The sequence below is a fragment of the Nitrosomonas sp. Nm132 genome (genome assembly GCF_900100485.1).
In the GTDB taxonomy this organism is placed as follows: Bacteria; Pseudomonadota; Gammaproteobacteria; order Burkholderiales; family Nitrosomonadaceae; genus Nitrosomonas.
Map to the genome: position 1 here is coordinate 67,736 of NZ_FNDH01000005.1, position 18,898 is coordinate 86,633.

19 protein-coding genes and 1 riboswitch are annotated in these 18,898 nt (G+C 51.5%); of the genes, 4 read left to right on the forward strand and 15 right to left on the reverse strand.

Translation table 11 applies throughout. From position 1 onward, the window contains the following. Positions 1-345 precede the first annotated feature (345 nt). Positions 346-648, forward strand: a complete 303-nt coding sequence (locus tag BLP80_RS03450) for a DUF1540 domain-containing protein (RefSeq protein ID WP_090540171.1) — start codon at positions 346-348, stop codon at positions 646-648. Positions 649-875: 227 nt separating this feature from the next. After that, positions 876-3,680: an AMP-binding protein gene (locus tag BLP80_RS03455; RefSeq protein WP_218120361.1), complete on the forward strand. Its 2,805-nt coding sequence runs from the start codon at positions 876-878 to the stop codon at positions 3,678-3,680. 259 nt (positions 3,681-3,939) lie between these two features. Here the strand turns inward: BLP80_RS03455 and BLP80_RS03460 are convergent, their stop codons facing one another. The 13 genes from BLP80_RS03460 to BLP80_RS15560 form a co-directional block, all read right to left on the reverse strand. Further along, the gene (locus tag BLP80_RS03460; RefSeq protein WP_218120362.1) at positions 3,940-4,689 is read right to left on the reverse strand and encodes an adenosylcobinamide-GDP ribazoletransferase; all 750 of its coding nucleotides are present in this window, start codon (positions 4,687-4,689) and stop codon (positions 3,940-3,942) included. Next, positions 4,686-5,294, reverse strand: a complete 609-nt coding sequence (locus tag BLP80_RS03465) for a histidine phosphatase family protein (protein ID WP_090540173.1) — start codon at positions 5,292-5,294, stop codon at positions 4,686-4,688. The genes BLP80_RS03460 and BLP80_RS03465 overlap by 4 nt, the downstream gene beginning before the upstream one ends. After that, entirely contained in the window at positions 5,295-6,362 is a 1,068-nt protein-coding gene (gene cobT, locus BLP80_RS03470; protein WP_090540175.1) for a nicotinate-nucleotide--dimethylbenzimidazole phosphoribosyltransferase, read from the reverse strand. Continuing rightward, positions 6,355-6,888: a bifunctional adenosylcobinamide kinase/adenosylcobinamide-phosphate guanylyltransferase gene (cobU, locus tag BLP80_RS03475; RefSeq protein ID WP_090540176.1), complete on the reverse strand. Its 534-nt coding sequence runs from the start codon at positions 6,886-6,888 to the stop codon at positions 6,355-6,357. Before cobU ends, cobT begins: the two co-directional genes overlap by 8 nt. Then, positions 6,885-8,363, reverse strand: coding sequence for a cobyric acid synthase (locus BLP80_RS03480; protein ID WP_090540178.1), 1,479 nt, complete (start codon positions 8,361-8,363; stop codon positions 6,885-6,887). Before BLP80_RS03480 ends, cobU begins: the two co-directional genes overlap by 4 nt. A gap of 10 nt (positions 8,364-8,373) precedes the next feature. Further along, the gene (gene cobD, locus BLP80_RS03485; protein ID WP_256324932.1) at positions 8,374-9,387 is read right to left on the reverse strand and encodes a threonine-phosphate decarboxylase CobD; all 1,014 of its coding nucleotides are present in this window, start codon (positions 9,385-9,387) and stop codon (positions 8,374-8,376) included. Next, positions 9,362-10,276: an adenosylcobinamide-phosphate synthase CbiB gene (gene cbiB, locus BLP80_RS03490; RefSeq protein ID WP_090540180.1), complete on the reverse strand. Its 915-nt coding sequence runs from the start codon at positions 10,274-10,276 to the stop codon at positions 9,362-9,364. The genes cobD and cbiB overlap by 26 nt, the downstream gene beginning before the upstream one ends. Next, positions 10,273-10,926, reverse strand: a complete 654-nt coding sequence (bluB, locus tag BLP80_RS03495; RefSeq protein ID WP_090540182.1) for a 5,6-dimethylbenzimidazole synthase — start codon at positions 10,924-10,926, stop codon at positions 10,273-10,275. The genes cbiB and bluB overlap by 4 nt, the downstream gene beginning before the upstream one ends. Beyond that, positions 10,923-12,212, reverse strand: a complete 1,290-nt coding sequence (locus tag BLP80_RS03500) for a cobyrinic acid a,c-diamide synthase CobB (protein WP_090540184.1) — start codon at positions 12,210-12,212, stop codon at positions 10,923-10,925. The genes bluB and BLP80_RS03500 overlap by 4 nt, the downstream gene beginning before the upstream one ends. Continuing rightward, positions 12,209-12,814, reverse strand: a complete 606-nt coding sequence (cobO, locus tag BLP80_RS03505) for a cob(I)yrinic acid a,c-diamide adenosyltransferase (protein ID WP_090540293.1) — start codon at positions 12,812-12,814, stop codon at positions 12,209-12,211. The genes BLP80_RS03500 and cobO overlap by 4 nt, the downstream gene beginning before the upstream one ends. Positions 12,815-12,890: 76 nt before the next feature. Beyond that, a complete protein-coding gene (locus tag BLP80_RS03510) occupies positions 12,891-13,472 on the reverse strand; it encodes a hypothetical protein (RefSeq protein ID WP_090540186.1) in 582 nt (193 codons plus the stop codon). Positions 13,473-13,486: 14 nt separating this feature from the next. Further along, positions 13,487-15,358 (reverse strand): TonB-dependent vitamin B12 receptor, encoded by a 1,872-nt coding sequence (gene btuB / locus BLP80_RS03515; protein WP_090540188.1) that lies wholly within the window; start codon positions 15,356-15,358, stop codon positions 13,487-13,489. 132 nt (positions 15,359-15,490) lie between these two features. Continuing rightward, a riboswitch (cobalamin riboswitch) is annotated at positions 15,491-15,713 on the reverse strand. Positions 15,714-16,023: 310 nt separating this feature from the next. Beyond that, on the reverse strand, positions 16,024-16,161 hold the full coding sequence (locus BLP80_RS15560; RefSeq protein ID WP_176754250.1) for a hypothetical protein: 138 nt from the start codon (positions 16,159-16,161) through the stop codon (positions 16,024-16,026). A gap of 105 nt (positions 16,162-16,266) precedes the next feature. Here BLP80_RS15560 and BLP80_RS03520 point away from each other — a divergent pair, with 105 nt between their 5' ends. Continuing rightward, positions 16,267-16,554 carry a hypothetical protein gene (locus BLP80_RS03520; RefSeq protein ID WP_176754251.1) on the forward strand — a complete coding sequence of 96 codons (288 nt, stop codon included), beginning with the start codon at positions 16,267-16,269 and terminating at the stop codon, positions 16,552-16,554. Between the two features lie 81 nt (positions 16,555-16,635). After that, positions 16,636-17,646 carry a DUF4917 family protein gene (locus tag BLP80_RS03525; RefSeq protein ID WP_090540192.1) on the forward strand — a complete coding sequence of 337 codons (1,011 nt, stop codon included), beginning with the start codon at positions 16,636-16,638 and terminating at the stop codon, positions 17,644-17,646. A 294-nt stretch (positions 17,647-17,940) separates the two neighbouring features. Here the strand turns inward: BLP80_RS03525 and BLP80_RS03530 are convergent, their stop codons facing one another. Continuing rightward, positions 17,941-18,588: a class I SAM-dependent methyltransferase gene (locus BLP80_RS03530; RefSeq protein WP_090540194.1), complete on the reverse strand. Its 648-nt coding sequence runs from the start codon at positions 18,586-18,588 to the stop codon at positions 17,941-17,943. Positions 18,589-18,603: 15 nt separating this feature from the next. After that, on the reverse strand, positions 18,604-18,798 hold the full coding sequence (locus BLP80_RS03535) for a hypothetical protein (RefSeq protein WP_143002220.1): 195 nt from the start codon (positions 18,796-18,798) through the stop codon (positions 18,604-18,606). Between the last annotated feature and the right edge of the window lie 100 nt (positions 18,799-18,898).

Sequence of the window (18,898 nt, forward strand, 5' to 3'; positions counted from 1 at the left end):
GTTGGAGTTGAAAATAAATCATAGCTGAACCAACTCATTCTCTACCATATCGCTTGACAATGATTTATTCTGAGCGCAGCATCTAATCGAAATGTGTGATTAACTCGAATATTTCATAAATTCGCGTGATGATCACGCAGGATTTTGATTAATAGGGAAGTTTTGAGAAAGAGGGGTAGTGATTCATACACCCGACTGAGCAAAATCTTTCTTATTAATCAAAAGGCAAGTGAGGACACGTGCCAATTTATGAAATATTCGGGTTAAGAATACTGAAATTTCTATCTTTCATGGGTTTTCACTTACTTCATTGCATTCTTCTCTCACGCAATAGGAGAATTTCAAATGAAAACCATTACCATCGAAACCCCTCTCGTTTCCGAATGTAGCGTAACTGAGTGCGCTTATAATCTCGACAGCAGCTGCCACGCTCGGGCCATCACCATCGGTGACGGAGTGCATCCCAGTTGTGACACATTTTTCGATAACAGGAATCTTCACACTAAAGCTGCTGTGCGCATGGCAGGGATTGGTGCCTGCAAGATTGAAGCATGCAAGTTCAATGATGACTTTGAATGCATAACTGAAAACATCCGGGTTGGACACAGCAAGGACGAGATTAGCTGCCTGACATTTGCACCGCGCTGATCTCCGAGTACCAAAAAAAGGGATTCCAGCGGCCTTATTAATAGACTCGCATCCCGCATCCATTTATGGGCTGGGCTTATCAGGCTGTCTGTGCACAGTTCTTTAATGCCCAGGAAGCGGGAAATAGCGTGTGCCTGTAATCTCATTTAAAGCAGGAAATTCAGCATGGAATAAGCTCTCAATTTTTCTCTGCTTCAATCCTAAGAATGGAATCGCGCGAGATGCAAATGCCGCCGCACCTAGACTCACAAAACGATGCCGAGCGATTGCTGGACATCGTGCGCGGCCTTACTCATGAGCTGCGGCCGAATGTACCCGCTACCGGGCACCTTGGTTTGGATCATTCACTGGAGCGCGACTTCGGGCTGGACAGCTTGGCGCGCGTGGAATTACTGAGCCGCATTGAGCGCGAATTGGGTGTGAAGCTGAGTGAGAAAGCATTCGCCGATGCTGAAACGCCACGTGATTTGCTCAAACAGATGGCAAGCACTGTAGCTGCCGAAACGCCTGCTCTGGCTGGAACACCCGTGTTTGCAGAAAAACAGGTGTACCATCCGCCGGAAACTGCAACCACGCTGACCGAAATACTGGATTGGCATGTCGCAAAGCATGCTGAGCAAGTGCATATCACGCTTTATGATGAAGAAGAGCATACCGAGGACATTACCTATCGCATCCTGCAGGAGCAGGCCAAAGCATTGGCTACCGGTCTGCTGTGCCAGCATGGGTTAAGCTCTGGCGACAAGGTAGCAATCATGCTGCCCACTGGACGTGAATTCTTCGCCGCTTTTTATGGCGCGCTCTATGCTGGCTGTGTGCCGGTACCGTTATACCCGCCAGCGCGTCCTTCGCAAATCGAGGATCACATGCGGCGCATTGCTGGCATCATCGCCAATGCTCAAGCCAGCATTCTTATCACGATTGACCAGGTAAAACCATTGGGACGACTGCTGCGCGCGCAGTGCAAGTCGCTTCGTGCGATTACAACCATAAAGGATTTGTCTGTTCCCGACGCCCCCTCCTCCTTTCCGGAGCTGGGGCCGCAGGACATCGCCTTCCTGCAATACACTTCTGGCAGCACCGGCAATCCCAAAGGTGTCGTGCTCACTCACGCCAATCTGCTCGCCAACCTACGGGCGATGGAACATGCTTCGGGCATTACTGCCGCAGATACCTTCGTGTCATGGCTGCCGCTCTATCACGATATGGGACTGATTGGCGCCTGCATGGGCAGCCTCTATGTCGGATTCCGGCTGGTGCTGCTGCCGCCACTCTCCTTTCTCGCCCGGCCGGGGCGCTGGTTATGGGCGATCGACCGGCATCGCGCTACCGTTTCAGCGGCTCCCAACTTTGCCTATGAGTTATGCGCCAATAAGCTCGATGATCGCGATCTGAGTGGTCTGGATTTAAGCTGCTGGCGGCTGGCCTATAATGGAGCTGAGCCCATCAGTGCGCGCACGATCGATCATTTCGTTGCGCGCTTCGCTCGCTATGGTTTCAGCCGTACTGCCATGACGCCAGTCTATGGATTGGCGGAATCCTCTGTGGGACTGGCTTTTCCTCCGCTGGAACGCGGGCCGCTGGTTGATCATGTGGATCGCGACGCACTCACCCGTTCGGATATTGCGCGTTGCGCGCAGGCAGACGACCACTATGCGCTGCACATCGTTTCCTGCGGCCTTCCCCTCCCCGGCCACGCGATCCGCATTGTTGACACTGCCGGACGGGTATTGCCCGAACGGACTCAGGGACGCGTGCAATTCTGTGGACCGTCTGCGACCAGCGGTTATTTCCACAACCCCGAAGCGACGGCGCACCTGTTCGATGGACGGTGGCTCAATAGCGGCGATATGGGCTACATTGCGGCTGGAGAGCTTTATCTCACCGGACGCGAAAAGGACATCATCATTCACGGCGGACACAACATTTACCCGCAGGAACTGGAGGAAGCGGTAAGCCAGGTGCGCAGCGTGCGTAAAGGTGGAGTAGCGGTATTCCCGGCCAGTAATGCGCACACTGGTACAGAACGGCTGGTGATACTTGCTGAAACACACGAAAGCAGCGCCATAGAGCGCGACCGGATACTAGCCGAAATCAACAACCTGGCCGTCGATTTGGCCGGCATGCCAGCCGATGATATCGTGCTGGCACCGCCGCGTACGGTACTAAAGACCTCCAGCGGCAAGATTCGCCGTGCTGCCTGCCGTGAGCTATACGAGCATGGCGCAATCGGCAGCACCCAGCGTGCGCCGTGGTGGCAAATAGTACGCCTCGGCGGTGCTGCTGCCATCGCGCAAGTTACTCATCTGCTGCGACGCAGCGCCGAGTGGGCATGGGGAGCATGGGCCTGGACGGTTTTTGCTACTATTGTACCCTTTGCCTGGCTGCTCATTGTGCTGGCACCCGGGCTTTCACTGCGCCGACGCATCGCCCGAGCGTGCGCGCGCCTGGCGTTTGCGCTGACCGGACTGACGCTGCGGGCAGAAGGCTTGCAGCATCTCAATAACCGCACGCCCGCGATCTTGGTAGCTAATCACGCCAGCTATCTAGACGCGCTCCTGCTTACGGCAATCCTGCCGGCTAAATTCGCCTATGTAGCTAAACAAGAGCTGCAGCGCAATCCGGCCGCCGCCATCCCCCTGCGTCAACTGGGCAGCGCATTTGTTGAACGTTTCGATGACGCACGCGGTATAGAAGACGTACGTAAACTAGAGGAGCGAGTCCGCGCCGGGGAATCCATGGTTTTTTTCCCCGAAGGCACATTTCGGCGTGAAGCTGGACTAATGCCATTCAGATTAGGGGCGTTTCTGACTGCTGCACGATCCGGCACTCCCCTGCTGCCGGTTACCCTGATCGGCACCCGCTCCTTGCTGTGTGCTGGACAGTGGTTCCCCCACCGCAGTGAGCTGAAAGTGCTGATTGATAAACCCGTGCATGCGGCAGGGCATGATTGGCAAGCGGCATTACAACTACAGGGCGCGGCGCGCCGCCAGATACTGGCGCAGCTTAATGAGCCTGACGTCGCTGCCTGATTCAGCAAACCCAAACCATCCAATGATGGTTTTCCGTTAACCCGAATATTTCATAAATTCGCGTGATAATCACGCAGGATTTTGATTAATAGGGAAGTTTTGAGAAAGAGGGGTGTAGTGATTCATACACCCGACTGAGCAAAATCTTTCTTATTAATCAAAAGACAAGGGAGGGCACGTGCCAATTCATGAAATATTCGGGTTAACGCTTATAAACTATTTGCAAATTCCAATTATCTCAAGCGTAACCAGCGATCAATCAAAGATCAATGGTCACCCGCAAAACAGCGGCCAGCAGTACACTGGTTTCAGTCATCTCAATCAATGCTCCCGCCGTATCCCCTGTCATACCATGGATACGCTGCATCATCATAAAGCGCAATACCAGAAACGTCAGAATGGTCGTAACAAGCAGCCAGAAATAAGCGATGCCCGTAATCTGCAGCAAAAGCAAGGGGGTGGCGGCGACCACAAGCATGTTCAATTTGCGGGGTTGATGAGTGGCCAGGGATGTCCCCAAGCCATGACTGCGTACATAGGGAGTGGTTAAAAACAATAACGGAATCAGCGTTCTGGCCAGTATAGTCGCGCATAATAGGGCAATCCATTCCTGCGCAATAAACAGGCTATGCAGGGCGACAAATTTAAGCAGAATCACCAGCATGATGGCTGCCACACCCACCGGGCCGCAGTTGGGGTCTTTCATGATCGCTAAGGTTTTTTCAGTATTTCCCATGCCGCCAACCCAGGCGTCCGCGCTGTCGGCCAGGCCATCCAGATGCAGCCCGCCAGTGAGCAGAATCCAACCAGTAAGCAGCAGGGCGGCTGCCACCAGCGGGGGAGCGTCACGCAATAACCAGCCCAGCGCAATCAGCAATGCTCCAATCATCAAACCAACCAACGGATAAAACGGCAGGGAATAACCCAAAGTTTTCTCACCGGGTGGAGAAGACAAGTGTACCGGCAATCGGGTAAGGAATTGTAATGCGGCCAGAAAGGGTTGGATCATGCCGAATTGTCGCTCTTGAGAGTCAACTGGCAGCCGTTTTCATGCCATTTCGCCTCCACAGCGTGCATGGCAGCATAAGGCACGTCAAATTCCAGCAAGCGCTCCAGTGGCTGCTGCCGGATATGGCACAGCAGCAAGCGCATGACGCCGCCATGAGTGATCAACAGGATATTCTGGCCGGCAAACTGAGCCTGAATGTCTTGCCATGCCGCTAGCACGCGCACCTTAAAATCCAGTAAATGCTCTGCTTGGGGAGGCGGGTTTTCTAACGGATTCTGCCAGAAGCGGGCAAGTGCATCAGCATCAATCCGCATCAGCTCGGCTGCTGTGCGCCCTTCCCATTCGCCGAAATGGATTTCCTGAATGCGTGCGTCCTGGGTGAGTGGAATGGCGCAGCGTTCAGCCAGCGCCTGCGCAAAATGCGCGCAGCGTATCAAGGGAGAAGTGATGATATGTTGCCATCGCCTGGGGGCTCGCTCCACCCGCCTCCACATCTGCTGCCACCCAGCCTCGGTCAAAGCATGATCAGAACTGCCGCAATAACGCTCAGCATTTCCTATGTCGCCATGTCTGAGCAAATCAATATACGCTTTGGTAGCCGCCATTTATTGCTTCTTGGTCGAAACCCGGGCGGCAGCAAAAGTCGCCATTTCATTATGCAACGCGCAAGCCAGGCGCAACAGATTGACCGCTACGGCAGCGCCACTGCCTTCACCCAGGCGCATGGCCAGATCGAGCAGCGGAATGGCGTTAAGTACCTTGAGAACATATGCATGGCCAGCTTCGGCGGATTGGTGCGCATAAATAAACCAGTTTTTACTACCCGCAAAAATCTGCTCAGCAGCGAGCGCCGCCACGGTGCTGATAAATCCATCAATCAGCAGCGGCAGACCAAGTTGGGCGCCACGGATATAAGCACCCGCTAATGCGGCAATCTCGAATCCACCCACGCGGCGTAATGCTTCCAGAGGTGAGTGAATATGGGAGTAGTGCAATGCCAGCGCTTGTTCGATGACACTGATTTTATGGGTAATTCCTTTGCTATCCAGTCCACTGCCTGCTCCAGCTAGTTGTGTGGGCGATGCATGCAGCAGCAAGCAGGCAAGCGCGGTCGCACTGGTGGTATTGCCGATGCCCATCTCACCCGCTATCAATAACTGCATGTTGTTTGCCCGTGCCTGTTCCGCACAGATACGGCCTGCATTGAGTGCCGCCGCCAGCTGGCTTTCGCTCATCGCGGCGGTGTGCATAAAATTGGCGGTGCCCGCTCCCAGATGATAATGTTTAACACCCGTCAGGAGATCAGTTGAATGCACGGTGCCCAGATTGATGATTTCCAGTTGCGCGCCAAGCGCGCGCGCCAAAACATTAATGGCCGCGCCGCCGGCGGCAAAGTTCCTGATCATCTCGCAAGTGACCGATTGGGGAAAAGCGGAAATGTTCTCTGCAGCAATACCGTGGTCTGCAGCGAATATCGAAATCTGCACTCGTTCAGCGCCGGGTTGCAGGGTATGTTGTAAGGCAGCCAGATGAACCGCAAGGCCTTCCAGACGGCCAAGCGCACCCGGCGGCTTGGTGAGCTGCGCCTGATGCTGCAGCGCTGCCTGGCGCATCTGTTCATTGGCTGCTGCGAGCGGCGTCTTAAGCCAGTCAAGTGCGGTATCGCTAGTCACAAGGATTTCCCTTAAGAGTGTGCGGCAGACCAGCCACCATCAGAATAACCTGCTCGCATTGCCGCGCAACCAGTTGATGCAGCTTGCCTGCTTCGTCGCAGTAGCGGCGGCTTAATTCACCCATGGGGATAATCCCCATATTGGTTTCGTTGCTGACCAGAATAATGCGCCCGGGTAAGCCCGGCAAAACAGATAGCAAGGCCGCATACTCATGTTCAAACACGGTGGTGTCGGGATGGATCAGCAGATTAGTCAGCCAGAGCGTCAGGCAGTCAACCAGCAGACAGTGATTTTCCATCGCCTGCTGGCTCAATACCGCAGCCAGGTGCAATGGTTCCTCGAGCACCTGCCAGTGAGTAGGACGGTTGGCCCGGTGCAGGGCAATGCGCGCCTGCATTTCAGCATCCTCAATGGTGGCCGTAGCAATATAAGTGATTGGCAAATGGCTCTGAATCGCCAGACGTTCCGCCAATCGGCTTTTGCCGGAGCGCACCCCACCCAGAATCAGTGTTTTACTATCATTCATGCGGACAAGCCTTGCAGGTTGAGTAACTGATAGAGTCGGTTGGTGTCCAGGTACTGGTCAACACTATCGGCCAGTCGATTAATGGCGGCATCGCGGACGGCCTGGTAATTGGACCGTTGATTGCTGTCATCCAGACCGGCCCAGTTCAATAATGCCGCACATGCCTCGGCAGATTCAAACAGGCCATGCAGATAACTGCCCATAATCAGCCCATCTTCACTGATGGCGCCATCTGGACCCTGTGCCAAATAGACTGCCGGTGGATAGTTTTTCTGGAAGATGGTCACGCCGCAATGGATTTCATAGCCGGTCACAGTCACCCCTTTATGGCCAAGTGTTCCCTGCACATTGCGTAATAATTTATCGGGTTGTAATGTCGTGTCCATGTCAAAAAAGGCCAGTCCCTGAGCGCTGCCTGTTTCGCCTTCCAGGCCGTCGGGATCATGGATCCAATTTCCCAACATCTGAAAACCGCCACAGATGCCGATCAGCTTGCCACCGTAGCGCAGGTGCCGCCGGATGACCTGTTCCCAGCCCTGTTTGCGCAACCAGTCCAGATCGGCGCGCACGCTCTTGGAGCCAGGCAGAATAATCAGATCTGCCGGTGGGACGGTTTCTCCGGTGCTGATAAATTGCAGCTTGACCTGCGGATGCAGGCGCAGGGGATCAAAGTCAGTGTGGTTACTGATGCGCGGTAGCACTGGCACAATAACCCGCAAGCATTCCTTGTCCGAAGCAACAGTGTCAGGTGTATGCAGCAAGGCATCTTCAGCTTCAAGATGCAATCCATGTAAATAAGGCAGTACACCCAGTACCGGTTTGCCGGTATATTGCGCCAGCCAGTCCAGACCCGGCCGCAATAAGGCTATATCTCCGCGAAAACGATTAATAACAAAGCCCTTGATGCGCGCCTGTTCACTTTCACTGAGGAGCGCCAGTGTACCGACCAGATGGGCAAAAACGCCGCCACGGTCAATATCCGCAATCAGAATCACCGGGCAATCGACTGCTTCGGCAAAACCCATATTGGCAATATCATTGGCGCGCAAATTGATTTCCGCCGGTGAACCAGCCCCTTCCACGATAATCCGGTCGTACTGCGCAGCTAGCCGCGCATGGGATTCAAGCACTGCATTCAGCGCAATGGATTTATAGCTGTGAAAACCAGATGCGTCCATATTGGCGATCGCATGACCGTGTATGATGACCTGCGCACTTTTATCCGTGGTGGGTTTCAGTAATACCGGATTCATATCGGTATGAGGCAGCAGACCAGCGGCAAATGCCTGTACCGCCTGGGCGCGACCAATTTCCCCACCATCAATGCTGACCACACTGTTCAACGCCATATTCTGCGGCTTGAAAGGCGCAACGCGGACGCCCTGACGTGACAGCCAGCGACACAACGCGGTAACCAGCATGCTTTTGCCGGCATCTGACGTGGTTCCCTGGATCATGAGGGTTTGCGGGTTCATGTATGTTCCGTTAAATTCGAGCCAGCGCCCTGTCTAGCCGCTGCCATTCCATTTCAGTAGCGGGCAAGCCCAATCGCAGGCTGCCTGGGTCACTGAAAAATCGGGTCAGAATACCCTGAAGCGCCAGTTTTTCAAATACATAATGAGCTTCTGCTGAACGCACCCATTGAAAAAAGGCAGTGCCACCATCGGGTGGGAGATGATGCTGACTCAGCAATGCATGGAAGCGTTGACTGTCCTGCAGCAAACGCTGACGAGCTTTCCCCTGCCAATCATCATCCTGCAGCGCTTGTATGGCTATCCAGCGTGCCGGCGCATTGACCGCCCAGGGACCAAGCAGGTTATTCAGCGCTACCAGTAATTTTGGGTGGGCGCAGACAAACCCGACGCGTGCGCCAGCCAGTCCAAAGAATTTGCCTAAAGAACGCAATACAATCAAACCCGGTCTCGTTGTGTAGGCGGCAATGCTCAATTCAGGTGTGGCGTCCATAAAAGCTTCATCCACAATTAGCCAGCCACCACGTCCGGTAAGTTGCGCATGCCAGTCGAGTAGCCGGGCGATGGGAAATACGTCGCCTGTGGGATTATTGGGATGAATAATGATCAGCACATCGGTATCTGGCAACGCGGCATCTATTTGTTCAGGGGTAACAGCAAAGACCGTATGGTGGTGACGTTTCCATGCGTGCGCATGCTCGGCATAGCCGGGATTCAACACGCTGACACGGGAAGGCGCTCGCAGTTGTGGCAATGCTTGAATAGCTGCTTGTGAACCTGCGACCGGCAAGAGAAAATCGGTTCCATAATAGCGGCAGGCAGTCGCGTTCAGCTCATCCTCCTCCTCAGGCAGTCGCACCCAGGTAGATGCAGGCGGTGTTCTGACAGGCCAGCCATTTGAATTGATGCCGGTGGAAAGATCGAGCCAGTTCTCCAGCGGAATCTCAAAGCGTGTTGCTGCCGCCCGTAGGCGGCCACCGTGATGCAAGGAGCCTGGTTGACTAAGCTGATGATGCAATGTATCCAATGAACCCTTCTCCTGAGCAGATAATAACCAGCCAGAGTAACAGCGAGCGTTTAATCAAATTTAAAGCGCGATCAATGTCGTCGATTCCGGGTACATGCCCTGTTCCTAATAACGGGCGGAATTCCAGTTTGCTGTGATAACAAGCTGGTCCACCGAGTGAAAGGCTTAGACTGCCTGCACCCGCTGCCATGACTGGCCCTGCATTGGGGCTTTTCCAGATGGTTCCTTGCGTTCGCCAGCATGCCAAGGCTTGACGTACTTCACCAGTGAGCGCATAGCTGAGTGCAGTCAGCCGCGCCGGGATAAAGTTCAAACAATCATCCAGCCGTGCTGCCACCCAGCCAAAATGGCGGTAGCGCTCATTACGATAGCCCCACATGGCATCCAAGGTATTGACTAGGCGATAGGCGATGGCGCCAGGCGCACCCGCAACGACAAACCAGAAAATGGCACCAAAAATGGCATCATTGCCATTTTCCAAAACGGACTCAATGGTTCCTTGCGTGATGCCGGCACGATCCAGCTCAGCGGTATCGCGGCTTACCATCAAACTCACCTGATGGCGTGCTGCCGCCAGATTATCTGCCAGCAATGCATGCTTTACCCTGCTGGCGTGCATACCCAGGCTATTCCAGCCAATCGCCAGATATAGCACTAAAACGTCAATGGCAACATGCCAGGAGATAAAATTGATGCAAGTCGTCAGAAAAATCAATGGGGCAACCAGCAGCAGGACGGCCAGGCTACCGTGCAGCCTGGAATCTGCGTAAATAGCGCGCTCAGTCAATTCAGCCAGTTTCCCAAAGCCAACCAGTGGGTGAAAGCGGCGCGGCTCACCCAGCCATGCATCCATGAGCAATGCAGTCAGAACAACCAGGGTGATGTTCATGTTTCGCTGCCGCCCCAAGTGTTGTGGAATACCAATTCGTCCAATGGACGCTCATCTGCCCAGCCTGCCAGTTTTAACATCGGGGCGGGATAGAATGCTGCCACATGACCCAGGCATAAAATAGCCACAGGTTTACTGCCCGCCGGCATATGCAATAATTGGGCAAGTTGTACCGGATCAAATAATGAAACCCAGCCCATGCCCAACCCCTCGGCACGCGCAGCCAACCATAAATTTTGAATGGCGCACGCAACCGAAGCCAGATCCATTTCCGGCAAGGTGCGCCGGCCAAAGATATGCTGTTCACGTTGATCACCCAAGGCGGCCACAAGAAGTTCTCCACACTCCTGAATGCCGTCTACTTTCAGGCGCATGAACTCATCGCCCCGCTCAACCAGCGCACCGGCTGTACGAATACGCTCTTCTTCTACCAGGGAGACCAGGGCGCTGCGCAGCCGGCTATCCGTAATACGAATAAAACGCCATGGCTGCATCAAGCCCACACTGGGCGCCTGATGTGCAGCGGCGAGTAAGCGTTTGAACACCACCGGATCAACTGGATCAGGGAGAAAATGGCGCATGTCGCGACGCTCGGCAATCACCCGGTAGACGGCCTCTCGTTCTAATTCGTCGAAGTCATGTAAGTTCATGGTGAAAATAAGGCAGCCGTTACAGTTGGGTTTGAAGGCATGTACCAGTGCATATAGGAAGCCGTTAAACGCCCCAAATGAAATAGTGCTTCAGGCCGGAGCCCTTTTCTTGCGGGTTGTGTCAATGCTGATGGTTGAACGGCCGTTTCCAAAAGTGAATGGTGAAAGGTATGACCGCGTAACTCTCCTTGTGGGAATCTGGCAGAATGCAGGCCTAAATTAACCAGATTTCGCTGCATCGTTGCTTTGCCTGAAAACAGGTTTAGAAAATCAACTGTTTTCCCATGATGATCCGTGAGTGTTGAAAGCAAATAAAGCATGCCGCCACATTCAGCAACAATAGGTTTACCAGCCGCATAATGGGCATGAATGGCTTTGTGTACGCTGAGATTGGCCGCAAGTTTTTCCATGTGTAGCTCAGGATAACCGCCAGGCAGATAAAGGCTATCTGCTTCAGGTAGCGAAGTATCGTCAAGCGGTGAGAAAAATTTCAGTTGCGCGCCCATGGCTTGTAGCAGATCCAGATTAGCCTGATAAACAAAACTAAAAGCGGCATCGGTAGCGACTGCAATACGCATTCCTTTGAGCTTTGGCGTTATAGTGGGCAAATTGTCTGGTGCCTTAAAGGTGATAGCAGGCGGCAGTTTGTGTAAGCCGGTCAGAGCTAAGTTTTCAGCTAACTGCTCCAGATATTGATCCAAATAATTAATTTGGTTTGCCTGTACTAGCCCCAGGTGTCGACTGGGTAGTTTTCCATTTATATGGCGTGGGAGTGAGCCAAGCCACGGCAGATATTTGGGCATGCTCTCTTTGAGCATTTCTTCGTGAATAGCGCTTGCAACTTGATTAGCCAATACACCGATAACTTTGCATGCTGGGCGGAAGGTTGCCAGCCCGTGTGCCACAGCACCAAAAGTTTGAGCCATCGCAGTAGCGTCAATTACTGCTAACACTGGAATGCCAAATGCCACAGAAAGATCAGCACTGGATGGCTCGCCATCGAAAAGCCCCATGACGCTCTCGATTAGAATCAGATCTGCAGTAGCAGCAGCCTGATATAAAAGTTGCTGGCAATGTGATTGACCCCCCATCCACAAATCCAGTTGATACACTGGATGGCCGGATGCTTGCTCCAGAATCATGGGATCAAGAAAATCCGGGCCAGCTTTGAATACACGAACCTCTCGCCCTTGATTTCGATGAAACCGGGCGAGTGCAGCAGTCATTGTTGTTTTACCTTGTCCTGATGCTGGAGCCGCAACGAGTAGTGCTGGGCACTGTTTCACAAATCAATCCCTTTTTGTGCCTGAATACCGGCCCGAAAAGCATGTTTGATGTCACGCATTTCGGTTACCGTATCGGCTGCCTCGCAAAGCGCTTCGGAAGCAGCACGTCCGGTAATGACGACATGCTGCATGGCCGGACGACTCTTCAAGTCATTCAAAACCGTGGTTAAATCCAGCCAGCCAAATTTAATCGGATAAGTCAGTTCGTCGAGAACAATCACATCCAGCGTTGGATCGCACAGCATATCACGCACAATGGCCCAGCCGCGTTGCGCCGTTTCGGTATCCCGCGCCAAATCCTGCGTATCCCAGGTAAAACCTTCTCCCAGAACATACCAGATCACATTTTCCTGGCGCCGGAAAAAAGCTTCTTCGCCGGTATCTGAGCGACCTTTGATGAATTGCGCGACACCCACCCGCATACCATGCCCCAGGGCGCGTGCAATCATGCCAAATGCCGAACTGGATTTGCCTTTACCATTACCAGTAAGAACCAGCAATAAGCCTTTTTCCTGGTCCGCGCGCGCAATGGCGGCATCAATGACTTCTTTCTTGCGCTGCATACGCCCACGGTGGCGCTCTGCACGCTCGGAATCTGCCATTTCATTATCTGGTTGTGGTTTGATGCAATGACACGAAGATTCGGTCTCGCGATCGCGTTCGGAATCGACCATTTGGTTATCCAGTTGTGGTGTTGTGTGGATTGAATTGCTGACGTATCAATGCAAAGGCTGCGTGTGTGATTATCGCAATACCCGCATAAAACAGGAATGATTCGATATACATCGGGAAAAAGGTGATCAGTCGCTCACCGAATTCGACCCATGTAGTATCTTCAAAGCGGCCAGAGAAGAAATAAAAGCCGCCACTGGAAAATAATTCGCACAGCGTTAAACCCGCTATCATACTGAGAGAAAGCGGCATCAACGTGCGCCATGTAAATCGATGCTGATTGGCATACCAGCGGCCAGCCAGCCATAATGAAGTATAAGCAGGTAATAAAAATACATAGGCTGGCGTCAGACAGAAACCGCTGGTGCCGCCCCAGGTATAAGCTGCAAAATCAAGTCCCCAGCAGAGCGCCAGAAAGCCCAGTAATGGCCAGGCTGAACGCAAATAAACACCGGCCAGAAAGAAGACTGCCCAGGAAGCACCCGGCAGACTATGCAATGATGCAAAATGATGACCGCGCGTGATCATCATCAGCAATACCAGCGCAAGACCGATACCCATTTGATTGCGAGTGGATAAAATGAACATTTAGTGACTCCTTGTTAAGGTTGATAACGTAAGGTAGCGAAGAAATTACGCCCCGGCTGATTGAAAAATGCTGCTGTTTCATAATGTTCGTTAAATAGATTCTCGATACGTCCCAGTAGACGCCAGTGTTTGCTCAGTAAATATTCAGCGCGCAGATCGAATTTCACATAGCTGTCAAGCTTGCGCCTATTGCTCAAATCATCAAAGCGTTCGCCTTCAGCAAGAAACATGGCGCCCAACCTGTATCGACCAAATTGGCGATCGATATCCAGGCGAAATGACTGTTCTGCCCGTCTGGGCAATATATTACCCTTATTGAGCCCAGAAGAACGATTTTCCGGATCCAGAAAAGTGAGATTGCCATTTAATTGCCAGCCTTTAATCTGGGTGCTGAGAACAGCTTCCAGTCCACGGATACGCGCCTGATTGATATTAGCCGGTGCACGGATGCTAGCGTCAAACGCAATCAAGTCATCAATGCGGGTTTCATACACATTCAATGCCCAGTTGCCCCAGCCAGCGTTGCCGCGTGCGCCAAATTCAAAACTGCGTGACTCTTCCGGGCGCAGATTGGCATTGCCAAAGCCCGGAAAATAAAGCTCATTAAAGGTAGGCGCTTTAAACGCACTGCCAAAACTGGCCATCAGACGTATTTTGTCGGTGATGGTATAACCCCATCCAGCTCCTCCTGTGACCCGGCTGCCAAATTGCTGATTATCATCATGCCGCAGCGATAACTGCAGGTTATGTGCGGCAAGAGTCGCCTGATGCTGGGCAAACACGCCCCAATTGCTACGAGAAGTCACAGCGTATGCATCTGTGCTGTTGACATGATCATGCTGATAATCCGTACCTACTGTCAGAAGCTGGTTTTTGCCAAAAGATAAATTATTCAGTAAGGAAACGGTATTGCGCTGAGTGTTGAACTTGCTAAAAGGGCTTGAAGAAACATCGTCAATGAGATTTTTGGAATCTTCTCGACTATGGCCACCGATCAAGTTGATTTGCCAGATATCAAAAGGCGAGTAACGCACGGCGCCACCGAAGACCTGCTGAATCATTTTAGTTTTATTAAACTTACTTACAGGAGTTTCATCAAACTTAGATTCATCGAATTCGGCTTTTCCATCAGATTGTAGGAAATTGGCATCGATTTCCAATCCGTTCTGGAAACGATAACCTGCACGAGCAGAACCGGATATATTCTGGTAACCATCCCTGTCCGTGTCTGGTTCTTTGGTACCACAACCCGCGCCACTCGAGCCAGTACAGGCATTAAAACCGCTTGTGCCGATACCGCTTACCATCAGATTAAACCAGCCCTGCTTGCTTCCGCCGGAAAGTCCAACCGAACCATTCAGCGTACCGTAGCTACCCCCACCAAAACTAAAACTCGGCTTAATATCAGCGCCATCCCCCTTGCGGGTAAAAATCTGGATCACGCCACCGATTGCTTCGGAACCATAGAGGCTGGAACGCGGGCCACGCACAATTTCAATGCGTTCAATCTGTTCAATGGGAATATTCTCGAATGCAGTCGTGCCCGATGTGGCCGATCCTACCTTGATACCATCAATCAATACCAGGACATGATCGGATTCAGTGCCACGCATAAATACTGAAGTATTTTTTCCGGGCCCACCATTATTGGTGATGTTGATACCCGGCACACCGCGGAACAGATCCTCGACTGATCTTGCCTGCTGGCGTTCTATATCCTTGCGCGAGATCACCGTCACCGAAGCGAGCGATGCATCGACTGTCTGTGCAGTGCGTGTTGCTGTAACGATAATAGGCTTTTCTTGATGATCTGTATTGTCAGCCAATACAGTCGTAGCTGCGCCAAGCCATAACCCAGCCATTGCCGATAGCCGGCATTTTTGCATGATTTCATTCCTCCGCGCACACCCGCGCGTTGTCAGGTTAACAGGTCCGTCTTGCAGAGGAATTCAGTAATAGACAAGCAGATCAGCTTTAACAAAAGTTGATCAGAATGCCGGTTATTGCCCTCCGCAATACCAAAGTATTTAACTTCAGGCCGGTCTCCGGACTCATGAGCGGAATTCATTCCAGATCTGCGCCTTCCCATGTCATCACACAGTGGCCTGATGCAGATCGCTAACCCATTTACCGTTGCGGGGGCAGTGCTGGCATAGCCTGAATCATATCAGAGCGCACCAGCTTCCCGTTTAACCTTCAAGGTAAAAAAACCTTGAAGGCACCTGAAGTAAGAGGCGCGCAGAGTACAGAAAAGAAAGATGGGAGTCAAGTTGGATGTTGCTAGCAGTTAGATGCTGCTAATTGTGAAAGAAAATAAAACACAGTCTCCAGGCGATATAAAATTGCTCGGTATCATAACTGTAGTGTTTGAGCCCGGGTTTATTTCGCACTAGCCCGGAAGCCGTAACCTATTCATCATATTCATGGATCTAACAAGGTTTGTTATGATGACAGCTAAATGAACACATTTTCATAAATTATAAGGAATTAACATGCAATTTGCCGTGTTAGATTTCATTTTTGACGTAATATATTGCGTCATTTCGGACGCCTAATTCTGGTTAGGCGGAATAAAAATGCGCGCAGAATCGATCTCTTCATTCACAACATGGGTGGCCAAAATGGACACGGCACTTATCTCCTCACTCACTGCATTAGCTGCAATGGTATTTGCTCCCATGGTTTCCATCTATGTCGCCAAGCGGCAAATTCGTGCATCCGTCGTATCTGTCAATCGCCAAGCATGGATAAACCGCCTAAGGGATGAGCTTGTTTTTTCGTTTGTGAAGTACGCTTGGTGCCGTCCACATATGCAGCGGACGCCATCGCTTTGCCAGAGGCAATCAAGCGCTATGAGGGCATAACACTCAAAGAAGAAACAGTTAAATTGCTTCTAAATCCGACGGGGCCTGAACACATTAAACTTCTCCGTCTAATGAAAGCTGCAAGAGAAACAGCACAGAGAGCAATTGACAAAAAACAGGGCATGGCAACAGAACTCGACCTATCCGCAGACCTTATCGTGAGCCAATCACAGAAAGTTTTAAAAACTGAGTGGGACAGAGTTAAGAGTGGTGAGTAATCCGCCCAACCCGGCAGTCAAGAGGGACTGCGCAAAAGCGCGCAGCCCCTTACTTTTACGTTATGCCTCTGAGGACACGTAGTGCCAGAACACCAAATTGATCCCCACTTGATACCTTGGAGCGAGGTTGAGGAAAAGAAAAATGTGTGGAAATCTCTCTTGCTGGGAAATGGCTTCAGCATGAACGTCTGGCCGAGATTTGGATACAAGAGCCTCTATGAGGTCGCGCAGAGCGAGTCTACTGAATCGCCGCTTGACGCCAATAGCATTGCACTGTTTGAGAAGCTTGATTCGAATAATTTTGAAGATGTTCTGCGCGTTCTGTTTCATGCTCGCCTGGTCGACGAACAATTGAAATCGCCCCAGTTGGCTCAGATTGAGGCTCTTTACAAGACCACAAAGAATGCACTCGCTGCCGCGGTCAACTACTCCCATGTTCCTCATGGATTCAATGGCTTGATCGAGATAAATAAATCATTCCGCAGCTTCAGTAACGTCTTCACAACAAACTACGATTTGATCCCCTATTGGGCAATCATGCAGGAAGATCTGTGGCGATTTAGGGACCTGTTCTGGGGGCAAGACAATACTTTTGATCCAAAGAACACTGAAGTCAATGCGGATCCATGTGTTATTTCTTACCTGCATGGAGCAATCCATCTGGTTGAACTCCCGGACGGAAGGACGAAGAAGCTGACCGCAAATGGGATTAGTTCACTCTCAGAGTTGTTTGATCTCGATCATCCAAATTACTTCCCACTGTTTATTTCGGAAGGGTCTTCCGAAATAAAGCTATCAAGGATCAAGAGAAATGACTATCTTCGCTTCTCATTTGAGAGGCTGCAATCCACCGATGGAAACCTGGTGGTCTTAGGTCACTCCTTACATAAAGACTATGACCAGCATCTGTTGGATGCATTGCGCGATGGAAATTTGACTTCTATTGCTATTGGAGTTTGGCCCTTGCAGGAGCCTGAGCAGATAGTCCTCTTCAAATCTCGGGTGCTTGCGGAAATCAAGAGCAAAACAGTCTACTTCTTTGATTCAACGACTCACCCGCTCGGCAATCCGAGATTGAAGTATGAGGCATAACTCAAACGTTAGCTTTCAAAGAGGCTAGATAAGTGCTCGACTTCAAAGAACTACCTCCTAACGGGCAAGGCTTTGAATTATTGATCAGAGAGTTATTATTCCAGCAAGGATATTTAGTTCACTGGAGCGGTAAAGGTGCAGATGGTAGGCGGAATTGAGTCTGCGTCGAAAAACGAGGTAGCTTCTTTCAGCAGGATGAGCGACACTGGCTTATCCAGTGCAAACACAATGCACATAGCGAAAAATCACTGGCGATAGGTGTCAATTACTCTAGCTATGACTTCATAGTTCACCTCACATTGGTTTGCAGGCGCGATATAAAGCGACGGGGCCGAGCATAGTGCGATAACAAGTAGTCTCCACTACCGGATTGAATCCTGCATCTGCCATAAAAATTGGCAATAGACCCAGAATATTATCGTGAACCTCTTCAAACCAGCGTACTACCCAAGAAATTAGCCACATAACTGAATCATGCGGCTTGCCGAAATCTGCCACATGCAGTTCGCCGCCAGGCTTGAGGACGCGGAAGGCTTCTTTGAGCATACGCTGCTTATCCTGCTTCGTCAGGTGGTGCAGCAACAGACTGGCGAATACGCGATCGAAGCTTTCGTCCGGATAGGGCAGACAAGTCGCGCTACCCTGTCGCAGGATGATGATCTCCCCCGCCTGCTCGACCTTTTTTCGTGCGATATCCAATACCTGAGGGTCCACATCAAGTCCATATACGGCAGCTTCCGGTTGAGTTTGCCTGATCAGCAGAGTAAGCGTGCCCGTACCGCAGCCGACATCTAGCACAGTTTGACCAGACTGGATGTACCCTTGCGTGATCAATGCAGTCTTTAATGCCTCTTCATGAAACAGGAACTGCATCATCGGATCGTACCAACGGGTCATCCAGTGGAAATGAAACGCTGGGATATAACGAGGAGTTTTCTTCATGACGATAAACCTCTCTCATGCGGTGGAAATTGTTTTACTACAACGAGTGGCGCCCAAATAACCTGACTTCTCAATAGAATTAGCATTGCAAAAATGGCAAAGATCTCTTTTCCGAGAAAATTTTTGTGTCTTTTCTTTTTCAATCAAGCGCAAATTCGGAATTTCCTTAGCCAGAGCATAAATAGCTGGAAAAATGATCAGCGTCAGCACAGTAGCCGAGACCATCCACCAACCATTGGAGCTGCAATGCGTCGCGTTACTTCGGAATCGGCGCCAGTGCTTAGCATGACAGCAGTAGAGCGATAGGTGT